The organism is Dethiosulfovibrio peptidovorans DSM 11002, assembly GCF_000172975.1.
Classification (GTDB): domain Bacteria; phylum Synergistota; class Synergistia; order Synergistales; family Dethiosulfovibrionaceae; genus Dethiosulfovibrio; species Dethiosulfovibrio peptidovorans.
On sequence record NZ_ABTR02000001.1, the window covers coordinates 1,857,856 to 1,876,026 of the forward strand.

Below are 18,171 nucleotides of genomic sequence, written 5' to 3' on the forward strand. Positions count from 1 at the left end.
ATCGTAATGGATAAAAATACTAAGGGGGTAGTTGCGGCTCCCAGTAATTTATAGACGAAGAACATGATTTTAAGAGCGTATAGCTCCTGGATGGTTCTGGAGGTACTCTTCGACTCCGCTTCTGGTTAGGTTTATATGCTCTTTCATCTCTTCTCTTGCCTTTACTCCGTCTTTTACTAATATCGCGTCTATGATGGCGATATGACCCTCCGATAGTGCTTTCAGATAATTCCTCTCCGCCAGAGAGTAGGGACGATAGAGATTTATCATGTCCAGGATATCCAACAGGACGCCCTTGAGGAAGCGATTTCCAGAGGCCTCATAGAGAAAATTATGAAATTTTCTGTCCTGCACGAGGTATTCTTTTGGGTCCGTGTCGTTGTTCATGTTGAAGAATATATCTCTGAATTTTTCCAGGTCCTTTTTGGGAGGCGATTGGGCTATTAAAGTGACGGCAAACATCTCCAGGTTTGCCCTCAGTTCGTATAGTGCCGATGCGTCTTCCAGGGTTGGAACGGTTACGAAAGCCCCTTTTCTGGGAGTCAGTGAGACCAGTCCGGTTTTTGCCAACTGACGAATAGCCTCTCTGACCGGGGTTCTCGATACCGCCATCTTGTTTGCAAGTTCTACCTCGGAGAGCTTTTCTCCCGGTTTTATGATGCCTTCCACTATAGCTTCTTTTATCTTTTCATACACGATCTGTCTTAGATCAACGTTTTTGGCCGGGAACAACGGATTCTCCCTGGTCATGAACACTCCTCCCTAAATATCAGATGCGGTGTTCATTATACAAAAAACAGAAAAAAAGGGAAAGTCTTATTTTCCTTCTGCTGGGAAGAACTCTTTTTGATACCACAGAATGAGAGCATATATGGCGTCGGAAAGCCTGTTTATGTAGGCGAATATATCCAAAGGCAGTGTACCTGAACGAAGCATCCTTACCGCTTGGCGTTCAGCTCTTCTCGCTATGGTTCGAGCCATATGGAGCGTCGCACAGACAGAGCATTCTCCCGGCCTTATAAACTGAAATTCCCCTTCGGTAAACATCGAGGAGACTTCTTTGATCATATCCTCCATCCAATCGGTCTTGGGAGGTTCCATGCCCTCGCATAGGGCCATGCACCCCATAAGGGTATAAAGCTCGTCTTCTAAGCGTTTTAAGTTTTCGTTTATGGGTTCAAAGGAGCACATAGACCTAGCTAGGCCTATCGATGCCTGACATTCGTCGATGGTTCCGTAGGCCTCAACCCTGGGGTCGTCCTTAGGGACCCTCTCTCCGTTGCAGAGGCTGGTGTTGCCCTTGTCGCCGCCCTTAGTGGTTATGGTCATCTTGTACATAAGACAAGCCCACCTTTCTTTTATGATACCAATTGTTATAGCAGAAAAACAGATAGAACGAAACCTAGGAGGTTTCGAAATTGCTGGATTTTCTATTCTTATTCGTTGTGCCGAAGAATCAAAATAGTAGAATATGCCATAATATCTCTGTCGGCATAAGATCGATGATAAAATATCGAATAGTGCTTTATTTTACCTACCGTCACATTTTATATTTTAGGGGGAGTTTTAGTGGGTACAAGAAAAGGTCTATTATGTTTGCTTGTCGTCTCCGCCGTCTTGGGAGCGGCAGCGGTTGTCTCCGCTTTCCAGCCGGTCTATATAATGGCCAGCGGTAACATGGGGGGGACCTATTACAGTTTGGGGGGCATCCTTGCCGAGACCGTAAACGAGAAACTTCCTGGCGTCAGGTTGGCGGTTTTGCCTTCCGGTGGATCTGCGGAAAACGTCGATCTTATGGAAAAGGGACTGGCCCAATTCGCCTTGATCGACAGCTTTGCCGTTATGGCCTATCAGGGGCGTGATCTCTACTACGAGGCTCCACAGACCTATCTCAGAGGTGTCGTGCCGCTTTATCCGGAGGTTGCCAGGATCTTGGTCCCGAAGGGTTCCGACGTCGTGACCCTGTCCGATCTGGCGGGTAAGAAGGTGGTCCTGGGCAAGAAAGGCTCAGGAGTCCTCATTACAGCTCAGCAGATTTTGATGGCCTCCGGCTTACGTCAAGATCAGTTGGAGCCGGCCTACCTAGGGATGGGAGAGGGGCTTTTGGCTTTACGGGAAGGTTCGGTGGATGCGGTGATTTTCGTCGGCCCTCTCGGTGGAGGATCCGCCATGGAGCAGGAAACCTTGAAAGAAGCCAGAATAATAGGTCTCGACGATAAGACGAGAAAGAAACTCATGGATACTGCCCCTTACTGGAAGGAGTTCGTCGTTCCTGCCGGGACTTTTGATGGACAGACCGAGGATATCAAGACGGTAGGAGCCTGGACTGTCCTGTGTTGCAGGGAGGATCTAGACGATGACTTGGTGAAAAGGGTCGCCGAGACCGTGTACGACAATGCCGAGGATATCTCTTCATATATTCCCGGATCGGTCAAACTTAGCCCAGATAACGTCGACGAGGTCCTCATTCCTCTCCACGATGGAGCGAAAAATTTCTTCGACGGGAAGGGCGCTCTGTAATATGACTTTAGAGTTTGATCTCATCGGGACAGTAGCGGTGGCTTCCATCGTGCTGTGGTGTGGCCTGTTTCTGCGTAGAAAAGTAGATATCCTCAGGGAATATAATATTCCCGCCCCTGTTATCGGCGGCATAATCTTCGCTTTGCTTCGTTGGGGCTTGATGGGGAAGATAGATTTTTCCTTCGATATGACACTTCAGTCTCCTCTGATGATAACTTTCTTTACTACAGTGGGGCTAGGAGCCAGCCTTAAGCTCCTCAAGAAGGGAGGCCCGCAGGTACTTCTCTTCTTGGGATTGGCCTCGGTTCTCGTCTTCTGTCAAAATCTGGTGGCGGTCGTAATCTCAAAGCTTACCGGACTTCATCCGTTGTTAGGGTTGCTGGCAGGTTCTGTCACCATGTCGGGCGGTCATGGAACCGGTGCTACTTTTGCGAAGACCTTTACCACCCAATACGGTTTGGTTGGTGCAATGGAGCTCGCCATGGCGGCTGCGACCTTCGGTTTGGTTGTAGGGTCGATAATAGGTGGTCCGGTGGCCAGAAGACTGATAAGAAAATACGACCTCAAACCTAATATGGACGACGAAAGTGACGGTATTCACGGGGAAAGCGGACCTCTTGATTCCAGTGGGGATCATAGTGGGGTTACGGTTAACGACGTATTGCTGACCATCCTTCAGATATCGGTGGCTATGTACCTTGGTTCTCTGGCTTATTTCAGGTTAATGGGTATGGGGATCACCCTCCCGACCTATCTGTGTGCCCTTTTTGTAGGCATAACAATTCGGAATATATCCGATTTCTCGGGGGCATTCAAGGTTCATCTTAAATGCATCGATTACATAGGGGCAGTCGCTCTGTCGCTGTTTTTGGCCATGGCCTTGATGTCCCTCAAACTGTGGCAGCTTATGGACTTGGCCGGTCCTATGGTGGCCATTCTGCTGGGAGAGATGCTCCTTATGGCCTCTTTCTCGTACTTCATTACATTTCGCCTTATGGGCAAAGATTTTGAAGCGGCCATAATGGCTGGTGGACACTGTGGTTTCGGGATGGGGGCTACTCCCAATGCCGTAGCCAACATGGAGGCGCTTTGTTCAAATTACGGTCCCGCTCCGAGGGCTTTTTTCGTGATACCGATAGTCGGAGCGTTTTTTATCGATATAGTAAATGCCTTCGTGATCCAGGGTTTCGCTATCTTTCTATCGTAACTTTTGAGGGTAAGCCCCTCTTGGAGCTGGACAGATTAGCGGTTCTGTGGTAAAAAATAGCCTACGTGCCGGAGTGGCGGAATGGTAGACGCAGCGGACTCAAAATCCGCCGGGGGCAACCCCGTGGGAGTTCGAGTCTCCCCTCCGGCACCAACACCAATATGGTATTTAAGCCCTCCCGAGGAGTTTTTCGGGAGGGCTTTTTATATCGGTCAATATTGAGTCGGATAAGATCTTGTGTTATCATTAAAAACATCTCTTTTTGAAGAGGCATATCTCTGGATAGAAGGAAGTGTCTGTTTGTTCAATCCCTTGGGGGACCTGAGGACTGTGTCGCGGTCGCGATCGAAGCGGCCTCTGATCAGTCTGCTCTAAGATTTTCTGTGTAGCCGTTTCGATCGCCGGAGACAAAGTGTTTTCTCTGGAACGTCCCCTTTGTCGGGGATGAGCGATCGAAAAAGGAGTACGTCAAATTGGACCGATATTTTGTAAGAAAAGCCGATTTTAGTAAGGATATCGACGATCTTCGCGACTTTTTCAACCGTGTTTTCGAGCCCGAAAAAGTCGGCGAGTTTGCGTCAAATCTTATGCGCCATTTTCCCGGAATGAGCGGCGACCTGTGGTTCGTGGCGGAGGAACGGGATAGTGGCGATATAGCCGCGGCCTGTGCTCTGTTGCCATGGCGATGGCGTATGGGGAAGATCCGGCTCAAGGTAGCCGAGATGGGCATCGTCGGCACCGGCGAGGCCCATCGGCATAGGGGATTGATGCGTCGTCTTCACTCCGAGCTGATGGATACGGTACGGAGAGAGTCCTACCATCTGGTGGTGATCCAGGGTATCCCAGGATTTTACGATCGTCTGGGGTTCCGGTTCGCCCTGCCTCTGTGTTCTCACATAGATCTGCCGTTACACGGCATCCCAGGGGGAGGTTCTTCGGATGTGTCCGTGCGTTCCGCTACGGTGGACGATATTCCCTTTCTGATGGAGGAGGACGAGCTCTTCGGATCCTCTAATTTTGTATCCGCCCTCAGAGGGCCCGAGGTATGGCGGTATCTCTTGAACGAAGGGCAGTCGACCGAGTACGGCTCGGATTTTCTCGTAATAGAGGCCCCGACCGGAAGGCGATCCTATGCCAGAATCTCCAGACAGGGGTTCGGCAAGGGGCTCATCGTTAGCGAGGTGGGAGAACGTATGTCCCACCAAATGGCGGTGGGTTTTATGAACTACTGTCTTCGATTGGCCGAAGAAAGGGAAAAACCCTACGTTCGTCTGGACCTCCATCCGGAGGCTTCCATATCTAGGCTGGCGATCGCTTCCGGCGCCTCCTCGGATGAGACCTACGCTTGGCAGGTTTCCATCCCCGACGTAAAGAGGCTGTTGACCGTGATGGTTCCAATCCTTGAAGAAAGGATTTCCTGCGGGGTTTTCGAAGGCTATACCGGACGAGTCCGTCTCGATTTTTTCGATGACAGTTTGGATCTGGTCTGGATCAACGGTAAGCTGGAGGATATTCGCGCCGGAGGCGACGGAGAATGCGACGCCCATTTTTTCATCCATAAAGAGCTGTTCCCGGCCCTCTGTCTGGGGCATCGGACCTGGCGGGAGCTTCGAGCCAACAGACCCGACGTCTTTCCAGCTCTGTCCAACGTTGGTCCCAGGACGGGCCGTTTCGGAGATTTAACCGGAACGTTTATAGACGAGCTTTTCCCCAGGAGGCGTTCTTGGGTATACGAGCAGTATTGACGTAAAATCAGGGCCCCGAGATCTTCTCGGGGCCCTGATTTTACGCGTCTGTGCCTCTTATCTTACTTTCCTAGAGTCTCTATCAGATGGCGTAGAAGCTTCGGGTAGGATTTCAGGTAGAAAGGCAGATGAAGCCTCTCTGTCTCTTTGTGTGCGTCCTTGCCTACCGGTCCGAAGTTTAGTACCGGTATGGATAGCTTCAGCAGCTCCTCCGTGGGGAAGTCGTAAAGAGTCTTCCCTCCCGGCATATTTTCCTCGAAGGCTTTGGCGTCGGAATGGTCTCCTGTGAAGCCGCAGTAGCTCAGGTCCGAGACCCCCTCGAACATCGTACGGACCTCCAGTTTAACGCCCTGTCGAAGGCTTTCCAGTACCAGTTCCTTAGCTGCTTTTCTCGGAAGTTCGTCCTGAGGTAGCCTTTCCTCGTTCACCCTGTGAGGATACCAAGGAGGAAGAAATCCCACTACCGCCAGAGGGCCTCTGAGTCCCAGATTGTCCACCACTTGGGATATTACCTTCAGGCCTTTAGCTCTCTCGTCGTCTTTCTTCGGACAGCTGGCAATTATCTCAGAGACTATGTCCTCTACCGATCGTCCGGTTTTCTTCTCCGCCAAGCTCATTATCTCTCCAACCGTGTATACCCGAGCATTAAGCCTTTCCTGAGGGGCCGCCATGCCGTTTTCTCTGCGGTATGTGGCTTTTCTGCTCTCATGTTCAGTTATCGAGTCGTTCAGGGCCTTGAGGGCCGTGTCTTTAAGCAGCTCGATTATCTCTCCTGGCATCTTGGTGGAGGTGAGATAGCTGAAGGCCATCGCGGATCTGGACAGGATGGTGGCGGAGTACTCGTCTCTCATGTCCTCTATCTTCAGAGCGGCGAAGGGAGGATAGACGTTGCCGCCCAATCGATCGGACAGTGCGATATTGCCATCCAGACTCAGCCCTATTCGGGAGACGGTGGGGCCTACGCTGAAACCGTCGTAGTACTCTCCGGCATGAGCTTCCTTGCCCAGGCAGTAGATGAAGGGGTTGATCTTTCCCAGGCTTCCCAGGTATATGGTCGGTTGGGCGTCCTCTCCGGTGGCGAAGGTCGGTTCCAGGTCGACGCAGCATAGAAAACTCAGGCCCTCCTCCTGGAACTTGGCAAGCCACCTCGCCGCTCCTAACATTCCGGCCGAGTTATTCTCTTCGTCGGGAACGAACAGCACTGCCACGTTGGATTTCAGATCCTCTGTCTTTTTCGACAGCTCCATAAGAAGCTCCGTTCCGGTGCAGACTCCCGACTTCATATCCGCTACGCCTCTTCCGAAGAGCCATTCACCGGAGCGGAGGTCTTTGGCTGCATCTTCTCCCAGCTCTTCCGGGTCGAGTTTCTCCGTGTAGCTCTCGGGATCGAAGGCCAGACCTTTCAACGGACCGAAGACGTCTACCGCCACGACATCCATATGCCCCATCATGAGTACCGTTTTATCCGTCTTTTCCGAAGCTCGGACCATGGCGAACACTATGTGTCTGTTAAGGCTGTCTCCTTCAACGGGTAGGAGTCTGAGATCATCCGGGTGGGCTTTGAAGTACTCCTCTTGGGATATCTCGTCGTACAGTTCCTGGGCTACCCGATTTTCCTCCTCGGAGGAGGGAGAAATGCTGGGTATCCCAACGATTTTTATCAATCTTTTGTAGGTGCTGGAGTTATCTTTTTTCACCATGTTTTATCCTCCTAGAAGCGTCCTCCCAGTACCAGCCTGGGCAGCCAAAGCGATAGTTCGGGAATGTAGGTCACCGCCACCAGGGTGGGAAGCCATGCGAACAAGATAAATATCATCGCTGGCCGGAGCATCTGAGATACCGGGGTGTTGGCTATTCTACCTCCGAAATAAAGGGTGGGTGCGGTGGGAGGGGTTACGTTTCCAAGCCCAAGGTTGACCCCTATTATTGCGGCGAAATGTATGGGGCTTATGCCGAGTTTGGTTACCACCGGTAGCAATATGGGGGTGCACAACAGCATGGCACTGACGTCGTCCATTATCATGCCTATTATTATCATGAATAGGTTTATCATTAGCATTATGACGTACTTATTGCTCGATATTGAGGTCAGGAGGTCTATTATCATGGAGGGCAGTCTCTCCTGGACGTAGATACGGCTCAGCATCATTATGCAGAACATCATGAGCATGACGACGCCGGTGGTGGTGGCGGTCTCTATGACGACCTCAAGGAAGTTCTCCTTGTTGAGTCCCTTATAGATCAGGAATCCTACAGGCACGGAGTATAGTACCGCTACCGCTGCGGCCTCTGTCGGAGTCATAATCCCTCCGTATATGCCCCCTAAAACTATCACCGGCATTATGAGGGCAGGAAGAGCCTTGCCAGAACGGTCCCACAATATCTTCCTTTTTTCGGTACCTGTTATGGGAGGGGATACATGGACGTTGGGATCGTCCTTGAGCAAGACCAGGTTTATGATCGATAGCAGAACCATGAGAAGAAGTCCCGGCCCAACGGTAGCCAGGAAACATGCCAGAACCGACTGCTGTCCCACCCAGGCGTAGAGTATCATCTGAGAACTGGGTGGTATCAAAAGACCTAGAGGGGCAGCACAGGATACCAAGGCAGCGCTGTGTCCCATGGGGTATCCGTTTTCCCTTAGCCTGGGGAACATGATTGATCCTATGCAGGATAGGGTGGCTGCACAGCTTCCGGAGATGGATCCGAACACGGCGCAAGATACAACCGCTACCACGCCTAGTCCGCCTTTTATCCTCCCTACTAACACCTCGACCAGCTTTACCAGCGAGCCGCCTATACCTCCTCGGTCCATAAGCCCGCCTACCATGATGAATAGAGGTATGGCGAGAAGGACCAACGAGCTCATCTGGCTGAAGCTGTAAGGCAGAAGAAAAGATGGATCGTAGCTGTGGGAGACCACCATGAACAGAGTGGACAGCATGAAACAGAAAGGTACCGGAAGCCCCAGCAGGAGAGTCACTATTATGAGGATTAAAGCTATGGTTATCGCCATTTTATTTCCCTCCTAGGGTAAAAGATATAGGGACTCATGATGTGAAGGCTCCTTTTTTATCTTCTTTTCCGAAGGACAGAAATTTCCCCAGGTCCTCGAGAAAATAGACCAGCGAGTAGAAACTCATAAGTATGTAGCCCACAAGAATCGATACCTGAGATATGAATATCGGTATCCTGAGTCCGGTGGTCCTTGGCATCCATTCGATGCTGTAGAGCACCATGTCCACCGCCCACCAGCTGAATACGACGCATAACACCGTCATGGTGAGCCTGACCAGGACGGATAGAAAAGCCTGTGCCCTTAGGGTCAGAAGCTGAGGTATTATGTCCGCCTTGACGTGGCTTTTATCGTAGACTCCATAGGAACTCCCTATGAGATAGAGCCAGAACGCCGCAATGACCACTATCTCCTCTATGCCGAACAGGTCGGATTTGAAGACGTACCGCAACAGCACCTCGAAGCACATTATCAGAACCACGAAGACGCTGGTGAGTACCATGAGGACCTGCTGGAACCGTATAAGCCCCCTCCATAGAGGGGAGTTCTTTATCTTTTCGACCAGTGCAAGCATATATTTATCCCCCTCGATAATAGGAGGCCGACGAGATAGCCTCGCCGGCCTCCGATAACTCACGACCTAGAGGTCTTTCTTTATTTTCTCCAGTGTTTCTTCTCCGTAGGTCTTTGCCAGTTTGGGCCAGGTGGTTGCTCTGATATGTTCCGCCAGAGCGGCTCTCTCTTCGTCGGAGACCTCTATTATCTCCACTCCGGCTCCTTCGAGTTTCTTCTGGAACTCCAGATCCTCAGTGGTGCTGTCGGCGAAACTCTTATCCGCCTCGACGTTAACCGCGTCCAGAAGGGCCTTTTGCTCCTCCGGCTTCATCGACTCCCACAGTTTCTTGTTGATTATGTAGGCAGTCTGATCGAAGAGGCAGTTATAGGGTATGTAGTAGTCTATGACGTCTCTGAAGCTGAGATAGTTTATCTGGGACGACCCGCCGATCCAGCCGTCGCAGACGCCGGTCTGAATGGCGCTGTATGTGTCGGCGTAAGGTATGTTGGTCGTCCGGAATCCCATGTCCTCGGCGGTTTCCTTGTAGACCGCTACAGGGGCGACCCTTATCAGGGCATCTTTATCGGCAGATGGATCTGTGGGATTCGATGGCTTTTTGGCTATGCCGACCCCGATGAATCCGTCTCCGTAGAGCCTTAGAAGCTTGACTCCCAATTTATCCAGCGACTTGTCTATGATGTTGTAGACAACCGATCCCGGCGAAAGCTGTTTTTTCATTTCCTCTCCTGTGGAGCCCAGGAAGGGAAGGGAGCCCACCTCCAGCATCACGTCGAACTGACTGGGAAGGAAGATAAGCCCCATCTCGATGGAGCCTCGACGAATTTCCTCGAATACCTGTGTGTAGTCTCCAAGCTGGTTGGCGGGGAATACGTCGAGTTCTATCTTTCCATCTGTGGCTGCCTCGAACTTGTCCTTGATGGCGTAAAGAGACTTCGTCCCTCTGTACTCCGGTGCGGATATGCCGGCTACCTTGAATTTATCCCCCTTGGCTTCGGCCATGTCGGGAATAGCCGTGGTGCAGAAAACCGTCGCCATGATTCCCAATAACGCTGCTGCTAAAAAACCTTTTCTCATGTTTTCGCTCCTCCCTGTTTTTTCTCGATTTGAAACCTGAACCTCTTTCCCCTTTTGTAGATCCCTCTGTTTCACCGTCTTAACTGCATCTGCATGCCTATCTCGTCCGCTCCGTCTTTTAGCCTTTGGAGCCATATGGGTATGAGGTCATCCGAGACCGCTTCCCTAGGAGCTCCCACCGATAGGGCACAGTGGACCTCTCCGTTTTTGTCGAATATAGGCACCGACAGACACCACTCCCCCAGGCTGAAACTCTGATCTTCCACTGCATACCCCTGCGATCTTATAACCTCGTATTCCTCCAGAATTTCCGAGATCGACGTCACAGTGTAGGGTGTCACCGGTTTTAGATCCAATTCGTCGAGCAGTTTTCTAATCCTGTCTCTGTCCTGATATGCCGCCAGCAATTTCGCCGAAGCTCCTGCGTTTATGGGAACGCTTTTCCCGATGAAGTCGTTGGCGTCGTAGATTCCGCCGGGACGACACTTTTTGCAGGCCGGATATGCTCTATCCCCCTCCCATATACTGATGTAAACGGTTTCTCCGAGAACTTGGCATAGATGGGACAGCACCGGTTCCGCCAGATCCTCGATCCCTATCAGTCTGGAATAGACGTTTCCCATCCTCAATACGATGGGTCCCAGATGGTACTTTTTGGAGGAATTCTCCTGAACTACAAAATTCTTTTCCCTGAGGGACGATAGGATTTTGTACAGACCGCTTTTACCCATTCCAGTGGCGGAAGCCATCTCCGACAGCGTGTAACTAAACGGTGGATCCGCCAGAAGCCTCAGGATATCGAGTCCTTTTTGCAAACTGCTCAACGAGACACCCCCCAAGATAGCTATCCAAATAGGAAAATATATTTCCTTTGTAGAAACCACCCTAATTACACTAGCAGAGGTTTTTGAACTTGTCAAATAGTTCAGAAATGATGCCTAAAAAGGTGCCCTTAAGTTGCTTTGCAGGGGGGGAATCCGTAGGGATTTATCTCGAGTAATTCCTCTTCCTATATGGATCCTCTGTTCGACGGGACTGACATGGAAAATAATCTTGCCCAACCCGAAATATTCATGCATTATATGAAGTCTAATGGAGTGTCGGAGAGATGGCTGTCAAACTGTTCCGTACGACCTAACGAGCTGTTTTGCTAATACGAAAGGAGATTCTGCCTTTGAACGGGAACGACTGGGGATATTACGATAGAAAGGCTTCGGATATCGCTCAAACTTATGACGAGGCGACGGAAGGGATATCCTCTTGGTTCACCAGAGCCTTCTCCGAGGGGGGGAAGGTCCTGGACGTGGGATGCGGGTCTGGAAGGGATTTAGATCGCCTCCTAGCCGGGGGATGGGACGGTTTTGGGGTGGACCCTTCCGAGAGGTTCCTCCAGGAGGCTTTGAAGCTATATCCCTCTCTGGAGGGTCGGGTCGTCGTGGATGGGTTGCCCGATCTGGCCTCTCAGACTGATCTTTCCTTCGACGGAGTGCTCTGTTCCGCAGTTTTGATGCATCTGTCCGAGGATCTCCTTGAGAGGTCTCTGATCTCCCTATCCAGGGTGCTTCGTCCCGGTGGAACTCTTCTGGTTTCCTTGCCGTTGGATGGAGGAGGAGTTCCTGTTAGAGGAGTGGACCGAGACGGTCGGTTCTTCAGCGGAATATCTCCCCATCGATTGGGAGCTATGGCCATTCCAGTGGGGTTTTGTCTTTTGGATGAGACACTGAGCGAGGATTCTCTGGGACGCCGGGGCAGAAAGTGGTTTACCGCCCTTTATCGTCTGAATAGGCGATGGGACCGATCATGCGGAGTATAGGCCGTTGTGTTATAGTTTTTAGGAAAGTTGCTTTACCTTGTAAAAGAATTGGAGGGCTGAATTTGTCTGGAAATATAAGAAGCGAGATAAAACCTGGCATGAGGGTAATGGTCGTACAGAAGCAGGATCAGAGAACCGGAAAGCTTACCGAAGGGATCGTCCAGGATCTTCTGACGAAAAGCCCCAGCCATCCCCACGGAATTAAGGTTCGACTGGAAAGCGGAGTGGTCGGAAGAGTAAAGGAAATAGTGAAGGACTGAACGGCGGCATCTCTCTTTTTAGGGAGTGCCGTCTTTTTTTGTTGCGTTATAATGGTGGAGTAAAAGACTTTAACCCGGAGGCTCTATTCATGGGCGATAAAGATGTTGTGATGAGGATAACAGGTCTTGACTTGGACGAAGCCGTATCTCAAGGGCTCCTCTCGACGGAAAACAGAGAGGAGCTCGAGGCTTTTTTAGTCGAACGTTCGATCGATAGAGGAGAGGGTCTGGGATTCGTTAGTTTGGCTTACTATCTTGGAGCGATGGTGGTCGTATCTGCTTTGACCTGGTTTGTTGCCGATTCCTGGGATCGTGTAGGAGGCTGGGGCCTTAGCGCCATCGCTTTAGCGTATGGTTGTGGCTTCGCTGCGGCGGGATTTCGATTTTACGGCCGTAGCGACACGAAGACTCTGGGGGGGCTTTTGATAACCATGTCGGTCTGTCTGACCCCCCTTTTCACCTACGGACTGCAGAAGGGTACCGGACTCTGGACGGGGTCTGCTCCAGGAGAGTATGTCGATTTTTTCAACTGGGTGCGGTCCGGTTGGTGCGTGATGGAGATATCTACGGTCCTGGTCGGATTGATAGCCATGAAATACGTGAGCTTCCCCTTTCTGGTAGCTCCGGTCTCCTTCTCTCTGTGGTTCCTCTCTATGGATATAACCCCTCTTTTAGGTGTCGACCATAGGGTGGTCTCTTTGGTGTTCGGGATTTTTATGATTGGTTTCGCTCTTTGGTGGGATCTGAGAGAGGACGTGGAGGGACGGGAATACGGTTTTTGGCTCCATCTCTTCGGTGCCGTAGCGTTCTGGGGCGGACTCTCCACCATGGACGGAAGGACAGAGCTGAGAAGGGCTCTATATTGTCTGATAAACCTCGGATTCGTCCTGTTCTCACTGTTGGTGGATCGGTCGATATACCTGGTAGTGGGAGCATCGGGTTTTTTCGGTTATCTAGGTCACCTTGCCTGGGTGGTCTTCAAAGACACCCTCTATTTCCCTTTCCTGCTGGTCCTGTTCGGTTTATCCGTTATGTGGCTCGGGCTGTGGTATCACAAAAACAGGAAATCTTTGACCCTGTGGATGGAATCCAGAATGCCTGATTGGTTTTTGAGGATTCGAGAGATCCGCGGCGATTCGTCGTCATGGTGATCCCATGAGATTGCTGCATACGTCCGATTGGCATCTGGGGAAGTCCCTTTGCGGCAGGAGGAGAACGGAGGAGCAGGCAGAGTTTCTGGATTGGCTTGCCGGCCTCATACTTAGAGAGTCCGTGGATCTGTTGCTTGTAGCGGGAGATGTCTTCGATACCGGGACTCCCGGAAGCGGTGTACAACGACTTTATTACCGTTTTCTGTGTTCGGTTGCCGAAAGTGGCTGTAGCGTCGTCGTGGTGGCCGGTAACCACGATTCTCCGTCGTTGTTGGACGCCCCTTCCGACATATTGGGATACATGAACGTTTTCGTCCTTGGCGTCGCAGATCCGGAGAGAGAGGTCGTCTCCATAGTCGACGGAGACGGCGAGGTCATCGCTCTGGTCGGTGCTGTTCCCTATCTCAGGGAGAGGGACATTCGGCGTTCCTCTTGGTCCGACGATCCCATGGACCGCGATAGGGCTTTGGCGTTGGGGGTAGAGGAACATTACTCGAGGATCTTCGAGACCATGAGGAAAAAAAGCGAGTCCTCGCCCGGTGTACCCAGAATAGCTATGGGGCATCTGTTCGCCGCCGGAGGCAAGGTTAAGGACGACGACGGAAGTCGGGACCTCTACGTCGGAGGGTTGGGCCGAGTTGGAACGGATATCTTTCCCGATTGGTTGGACTACGTCGCCTTGGGACATATTCACGGAGCCCAGATAGTCGGAGGGCGAGAGAGATGTCGCTACAGCGGATCTCCTATGCCCCTCGGCTTCGGAGAGTCCGGTATGGAGAAGTCTGTGTATCTGGTGGATCTGGAGGGACCGGATTTCTCCTGTAGAGCCGTCCCTGTCCCGTCCAGGACGGAGGTTATCTCCCTGAAGGGAAACAGACATGCCCTTTCCGAAGGACTTTCGGAACTGGTCCTTGTCGGACGACCCTGTCTGGTAGAGGCCGTCCTTTGTGATGATGTTCCTTTCTCCAGCCTGAGGGAGGATCTAGAATCGATAGTCGACGGTTCGTCGGTAGAGCTACTAAGGGTGAAGGACGGTACAGGTATAAACGGAAACTGGAGTTTCGAGGTCTCCGGCGGATTGGAGAGCATGACGGAGGAGGACGTCTTTTTGAGGAGGCTGGAGGGCGTCTCCTTAAAACAGGACGTAAGGGATATCTACGTTGCTATGTTCCGTGAAGTCCTTCAGGACATTCTGGACCAGGATGGAGATGAGACGACGTTATGAGACTCCTTCGACTTCGATTCAAAAACCTCAATTCATTGGAGGGACGATGGTCCATAGACTTCAGGGATCAGAGATATCTTGACGATTGCCTCTTTGCCATAGTGGGTCCCACCGGTTCTGGCAAGTCCACCGTTCTCGACGCCCTTTGTCTGGCCCTCTACGGCAGGACCCCCAGACTGAGCAGGGTAACCGGTTCGGAGAACGAGATAATGAGCAGAAAAACCGGGGAGTGTTTTGCCCAGGTCGAGTTCGAGGCTGGAGGAGAGTCATATCGCTGTACTTGGAGCCAACACCGTTCCAGGAAATCTCCTTCCGGAAAGCTGCAACAGCCGACTCACCTACTGTCCCGTTCGAATGGGGAGGTCTTGGAGTCCGCTTTGAGTAAAACTTCCTCTGCTGTCTCCGATCTGACCGGCCTGGATTTCGATCGCTTTACCAGATCGGTTCTGCTTGCCCAGGGCGGTTTTGCCGCTTTTCTGGACGCATCTCCCGGAGACAGGGCTCCTCTCCTTGAGAGGATCACCGGGACGGAGATATTCAGTCGAATATCCATTGCCGTTCATGAGAGAAAGAGGAAGGAGGAAGAGGTCCTTAAGGATTTGAAGAACCGTCTTGCCTCCGAGGTGGAAGACGGTCCTTCCGGCGAAGAGGTGAAGAGAGATCTTGACGGTTTGGAGATCGATATAGAGAGGATCTCCTCGGATCTGAAGGAGATGGAGTCTCGGATTGGCTCTCTTCGGGAAAGAGAGAGACTGGAGTCGGAGATAAAAAATATCGAGCTTTTAATCGCGGACCTGGAGGAAGAGAGACTCTCCAGAAAGATCGACCTGGGGCGTCTGGAGAGATATAGGAGCGCTCAAACCCTAGCCGCTCCCTACGAAAGACTTTCCTCCATCAGGGAACGTCTCGCCGAGCTGGATTCCTCCCTCCTGGAAATAGATAGGTCCATAGAATCCGCTTTCTCCGAGGTAAGGGCCCGGAAGGAAGAAAGCGAACGTCTGTCGTCCGACATCAGAGAGATGGAGATCGAGAGAGAGCGATTCATCCCTATATGGCGGAAGGCCAAGGATATGGACAGCCATATCGGATCTCTCCGTTCCTCCCTGTCCGAGAGGGAAAGGGCAAGAGACGATGAGAGGAAAGGCCTGTCTAAGATTGAGGAGCGGATCCTTGACGTAGAGAAAGAACTCGAGGCTTTGGAGAAGAGCAAAAAACTCTGGAGTCTCAGGATGGAGCGGATGGAGGGCTGGGATTCTCTGATCCCTCGGCTTTCGGATATAGAGGAACGGTTGAGGAGGTTTAGGGTACTGTCCTCCGAGCTGGAATCCCTGGAGGGACGCCTCCCAAGATTATCTAAGGAGGTCGTCGAAAGGTCCTCCGACCTCGATCGGTCCAGGTTGGAACTGGAAGGTCTGACCGACGAAGTCGAATCGCTGGAGAAATCCAAGGTTCGTCAGGATTCCCGTCTGAAACGTCTTCTATCGGGACGTCCAATTGCGGAATGGAGGGCCATGGAAGCCTTTTTCCGTCGTTCAATCTCGCTTTTTGAAGGAGAGTCCAGGTCTGTCGAACTGGAAAAACAGATAGTTACGTTGAGGACCGATCTCAGGAAAAAAGAGGCGGATCTGATGGTTCTTGCGGAAAAAGCAGGTCTTCTCGATTCCTTGGTAGAATCTTTGGATAAGAGAAGGGAAGATAGAGCGAGGACCCTTTCGATGGAGGTGCAGAGGGGCTCTCTGGTCGACGGATGTCCCTGTCCTCTCTGCGGGGCGCTCCATCACCCCTATTCGTCGAAGGTACCCGGTTTCGACGATGGATTGGACGAAGAGTGGCGTTCCAGAAAAGCCGAACTGTCCCGGCTGAGAGACGAGAAAATCAGGCTCGAGACTACGGTCGAGACTTCGTCTGACCAGCTTAAAGGGATGGAATTGGAGAGATCCGAGCTTCTGAGGTCTATCGAAAGCGAGAGATCTGCCCTGATGTCATCGGCGAAGTCCTTGTCCTTATCGATTCCTTCCGACGAAGGCAAATCCCTTCTTGAAAAAAGACGGCTGGAGAAGAGACTCAAGCTTTTAGATAGGATATCGGAGATCAGGGATGAAAAAAGAGGAAGGCTGGAGAATCTCAGATCCTCCATCGGAGAGAAGGAGAGGGCGGTTCATCGTATCGAGCTATCCCTGTCCGAGTTGGAGAATAGTCTTCGCGTCGCCAGAGAGAAAAAAAGTCGACTTGTCGGAGATCTCTCCTCGATAAAAATCTCCCTTGAGGCGGACCTGTCTCCTGTCGGTCTGGACATAGGGGACGATCTGGAGACAGAGATCTCCGAAGGAGCTTTAGAGTTCGAAAAAGTGAGCAGATCTCTTGATTCCTTGCTGGATAGTCAGACCGAGCTTCTTGCCGATAAGAGGGAACTGGAGGCGGAACGATCCTCCCTCTCCAATCGATTGAAGGTTATCTCTGAGGGGATAAAAGAGAGGGAGGAAGAGATCGCCAAGCGGCTTGTCGAGAGGAAGACATTGTTCCCGGGGAACCCCGATGTTGCCGAGGAGGATTTTGATGCAAGGTTGAAGGAGCTTTCCTCGGAATTGGAGAGAGTTAAACGTTTTTTGGCGGTTTCGGAGAGACAGCTTGATTCTTACAGAGAGTCGAGGGGGAATATATCGAAGGAAGCGGCATCGATGAAATTGGAGCTTGCCTCGGCCGAGGTCGCCTTTGGAGAACTCTGTAGAAAGGCAGGCCTTTCCGGTGAGCCCGACTTCGTAGCTTCCTTTCGCGATCAGGACGACATGGAGGAGCTTTCTCTTTGGATGGAAGACTGGAGAAACAGAAAAAATACCGCCGAGACCAATCTAGCCGATCGTAAAAGCAGAAAGGCCTCCATAGGCGAATTTGACGGGGAAGATCTCCGGTCTGTCGAGGCGAAGGCGGAGGCTCTGAGGTCCGAAAGGGACCTTAAACTGGCAGAAAAAGGTCGGCTAAATGCCGAATTGGACAGGATAGAAGAGATGGAAAAAAGCAGGTCGGAATTGAAGTCCAGACTTAAGGAACAAGTTTCGAACGTCGAGCTTTGGCGAGGGCTTCACGGTCTGATAGGGTCCGCCGACGGGAAGAGATTTCGGTCTTTCGCCCAAGGGATAGCCTTCAAGACCCTAATCTCCCTCGCCAACGGCGAGCTTCGAAGGATGACGGATCGGTATGTCTTGCTTCCCAAGGAGGACGAGCCTATGGAGCTCCTCGTCAAGGACTTCTATCAGGCCGGCGAGATACGGTCTACCAGAAATCTGTCCGGAGGGGAGCGCTTCCTTGTCAGTCTATCCCTAGCCCTGGGGCTCTCCGATATGTCCAGTCGTAAGGTTAGGGTTGACTCGTTGTTTCTGGACGAGGGGTTCGGCACATTGGACGAAGCCGCTTTGGACCAGGCTCTAGAGGCCTTGTCGGAGCTTCGGCGGGGCGGTAAGCTCATAGGCGTGATATCCCACGTCTCTGCGATAAGAGAGAGGATCGGGGCTCGGATAAGGGTGGAACCTTCGGGAGGAGGCAGAAGCCGTCTGAGTGGTCCAGGAGTTTTACGAGAAAAGTAGAT

At 51.7% G+C, this 18,171-nt stretch carries 15 protein-coding genes and 1 tRNA gene; 9 read left to right on the forward strand and 7 right to left on the reverse strand.

What is annotated here, in order from left to right:
• Positions 1-69 precede the first annotated feature (69 nt).
• Both DPEP_RS08905 and DPEP_RS08910 read right to left on the reverse strand, forming a co-directional pair.
• On the reverse strand, positions 70-750 hold the full coding sequence (locus DPEP_RS08905; RefSeq protein ID WP_005661429.1) for a GntR family transcriptional regulator: 681 nt from the start codon (positions 748-750) through the stop codon (positions 70-72).
• A gap of 66 nt (positions 751-816) precedes the next feature.
• Positions 817-1,338 (reverse strand): cob(I)yrinic acid a,c-diamide adenosyltransferase, encoded by a 522-nt coding sequence (locus tag DPEP_RS08910; protein ID WP_005661431.1) that lies wholly within the window; start codon positions 1,336-1,338, stop codon positions 817-819.
• Between the two features lie 231 nt (positions 1,339-1,569).
• Here DPEP_RS08910 and DPEP_RS08915 point away from each other — a divergent pair, with 231 nt between their 5' ends.
• The 4 genes from DPEP_RS08915 (at position 1,570) to DPEP_RS08930 (ending at position 5,472) form a co-directional block, all read left to right on the forward strand.
• Positions 1,570-2,520, forward strand: a complete 951-nt coding sequence (locus DPEP_RS08915; RefSeq protein ID WP_005661433.1) for a TAXI family TRAP transporter solute-binding subunit — start codon at positions 1,570-1,572, stop codon at positions 2,518-2,520.
• 1 nt (position 2,521) lies between these two features.
• On the forward strand, positions 2,522-3,727 hold the full coding sequence (gene gltS / locus DPEP_RS08920; protein WP_005661435.1) for a sodium/glutamate symporter: 1,206 nt from the start codon (positions 2,522-2,524) through the stop codon (positions 3,725-3,727).
• Between the two features lie 67 nt (positions 3,728-3,794).
• Positions 3,795-3,880: transfer RNA gene (locus DPEP_RS08925), tRNA-Leu, on the forward strand.
• Positions 3,881-4,200: 320 nt separating this feature from the next.
• Positions 4,201-5,472, forward strand: a complete 1,272-nt coding sequence (locus DPEP_RS08930; RefSeq protein ID WP_005661437.1) for a GNAT family N-acetyltransferase — start codon at positions 4,201-4,203, stop codon at positions 5,470-5,472.
• A 62-nt stretch (positions 5,473-5,534) separates the two neighbouring features.
• Here DPEP_RS08930 and DPEP_RS08935 read toward each other — a convergent pair whose 3' ends face one another.
• The 5 genes from DPEP_RS08935 to DPEP_RS08955 form a co-directional block, all read right to left on the reverse strand.
• Positions 5,535-7,172 (reverse strand): M20/M25/M40 family metallo-hydrolase, encoded by a 1,638-nt coding sequence (locus DPEP_RS08935; RefSeq protein ID WP_005661439.1) that lies wholly within the window; start codon positions 7,170-7,172, stop codon positions 5,535-5,537.
• Positions 7,173-7,183: 11 nt separating this feature from the next.
• A complete protein-coding gene (locus DPEP_RS08940) occupies positions 7,184-8,488 on the reverse strand; it encodes a TRAP transporter large permease (RefSeq protein WP_005661440.1) in 1,305 nt (434 codons plus the stop codon).
• A 34-nt stretch (positions 8,489-8,522) separates the two neighbouring features.
• Positions 8,523-9,062, reverse strand: a complete 540-nt coding sequence (locus DPEP_RS08945) for a TRAP transporter small permease (RefSeq protein ID WP_005661442.1) — start codon at positions 9,060-9,062, stop codon at positions 8,523-8,525.
• A gap of 66 nt (positions 9,063-9,128) precedes the next feature.
• Entirely contained in the window at positions 9,129-10,139 is a 1,011-nt protein-coding gene (gene dctP / locus DPEP_RS08950) for a TRAP transporter substrate-binding protein DctP (protein ID WP_005661443.1), read from the reverse strand.
• Between the two features lie 71 nt (positions 10,140-10,210).
• Positions 10,211-10,963, reverse strand: coding sequence for an IclR family transcriptional regulator (locus tag DPEP_RS08955; protein WP_005661445.1), 753 nt, complete (start codon positions 10,961-10,963; stop codon positions 10,211-10,213).
• Between the two features lie 350 nt (positions 10,964-11,313).
• Between DPEP_RS08955 and DPEP_RS08960 the strand changes: the two genes are divergently transcribed.
• From DPEP_RS08960 to DPEP_RS08980, 5 genes are all read left to right on the forward strand, one after another.
• On the forward strand, positions 11,314-11,952 hold the full coding sequence (locus DPEP_RS08960) for a class I SAM-dependent methyltransferase (protein ID WP_005661447.1): 639 nt from the start codon (positions 11,314-11,316) through the stop codon (positions 11,950-11,952).
• 62 nt (positions 11,953-12,014) lie between these two features.
• Positions 12,015-12,212, forward strand: coding sequence for a YwbE family protein (locus DPEP_RS08965; RefSeq protein WP_005661449.1), 198 nt, complete (start codon positions 12,015-12,017; stop codon positions 12,210-12,212).
• Between the two features lie 89 nt (positions 12,213-12,301).
• Positions 12,302-13,363 (forward strand): DUF2157 domain-containing protein, encoded by a 1,062-nt coding sequence (locus DPEP_RS08970; protein ID WP_005661451.1) that lies wholly within the window; start codon positions 12,302-12,304, stop codon positions 13,361-13,363.
• A 4-nt stretch (positions 13,364-13,367) separates the two neighbouring features.
• The gene (locus DPEP_RS08975; protein ID WP_005661453.1) at positions 13,368-14,588 is read left to right on the forward strand and encodes an exonuclease SbcCD subunit D C-terminal domain-containing protein; all 1,221 of its coding nucleotides are present in this window, start codon (positions 13,368-13,370) and stop codon (positions 14,586-14,588) included.
• Positions 14,585-18,169 carry an AAA family ATPase gene (locus DPEP_RS08980; protein ID WP_005661455.1) on the forward strand — a complete coding sequence of 1,195 codons (3,585 nt, stop codon included), beginning with the start codon at positions 14,585-14,587 and terminating at the stop codon, positions 18,167-18,169. The genes DPEP_RS08975 and DPEP_RS08980 overlap by 4 nt, the downstream gene beginning before the upstream one ends.
• The last annotated feature ends 2 nt before the right edge of the window (positions 18,170-18,171 follow it).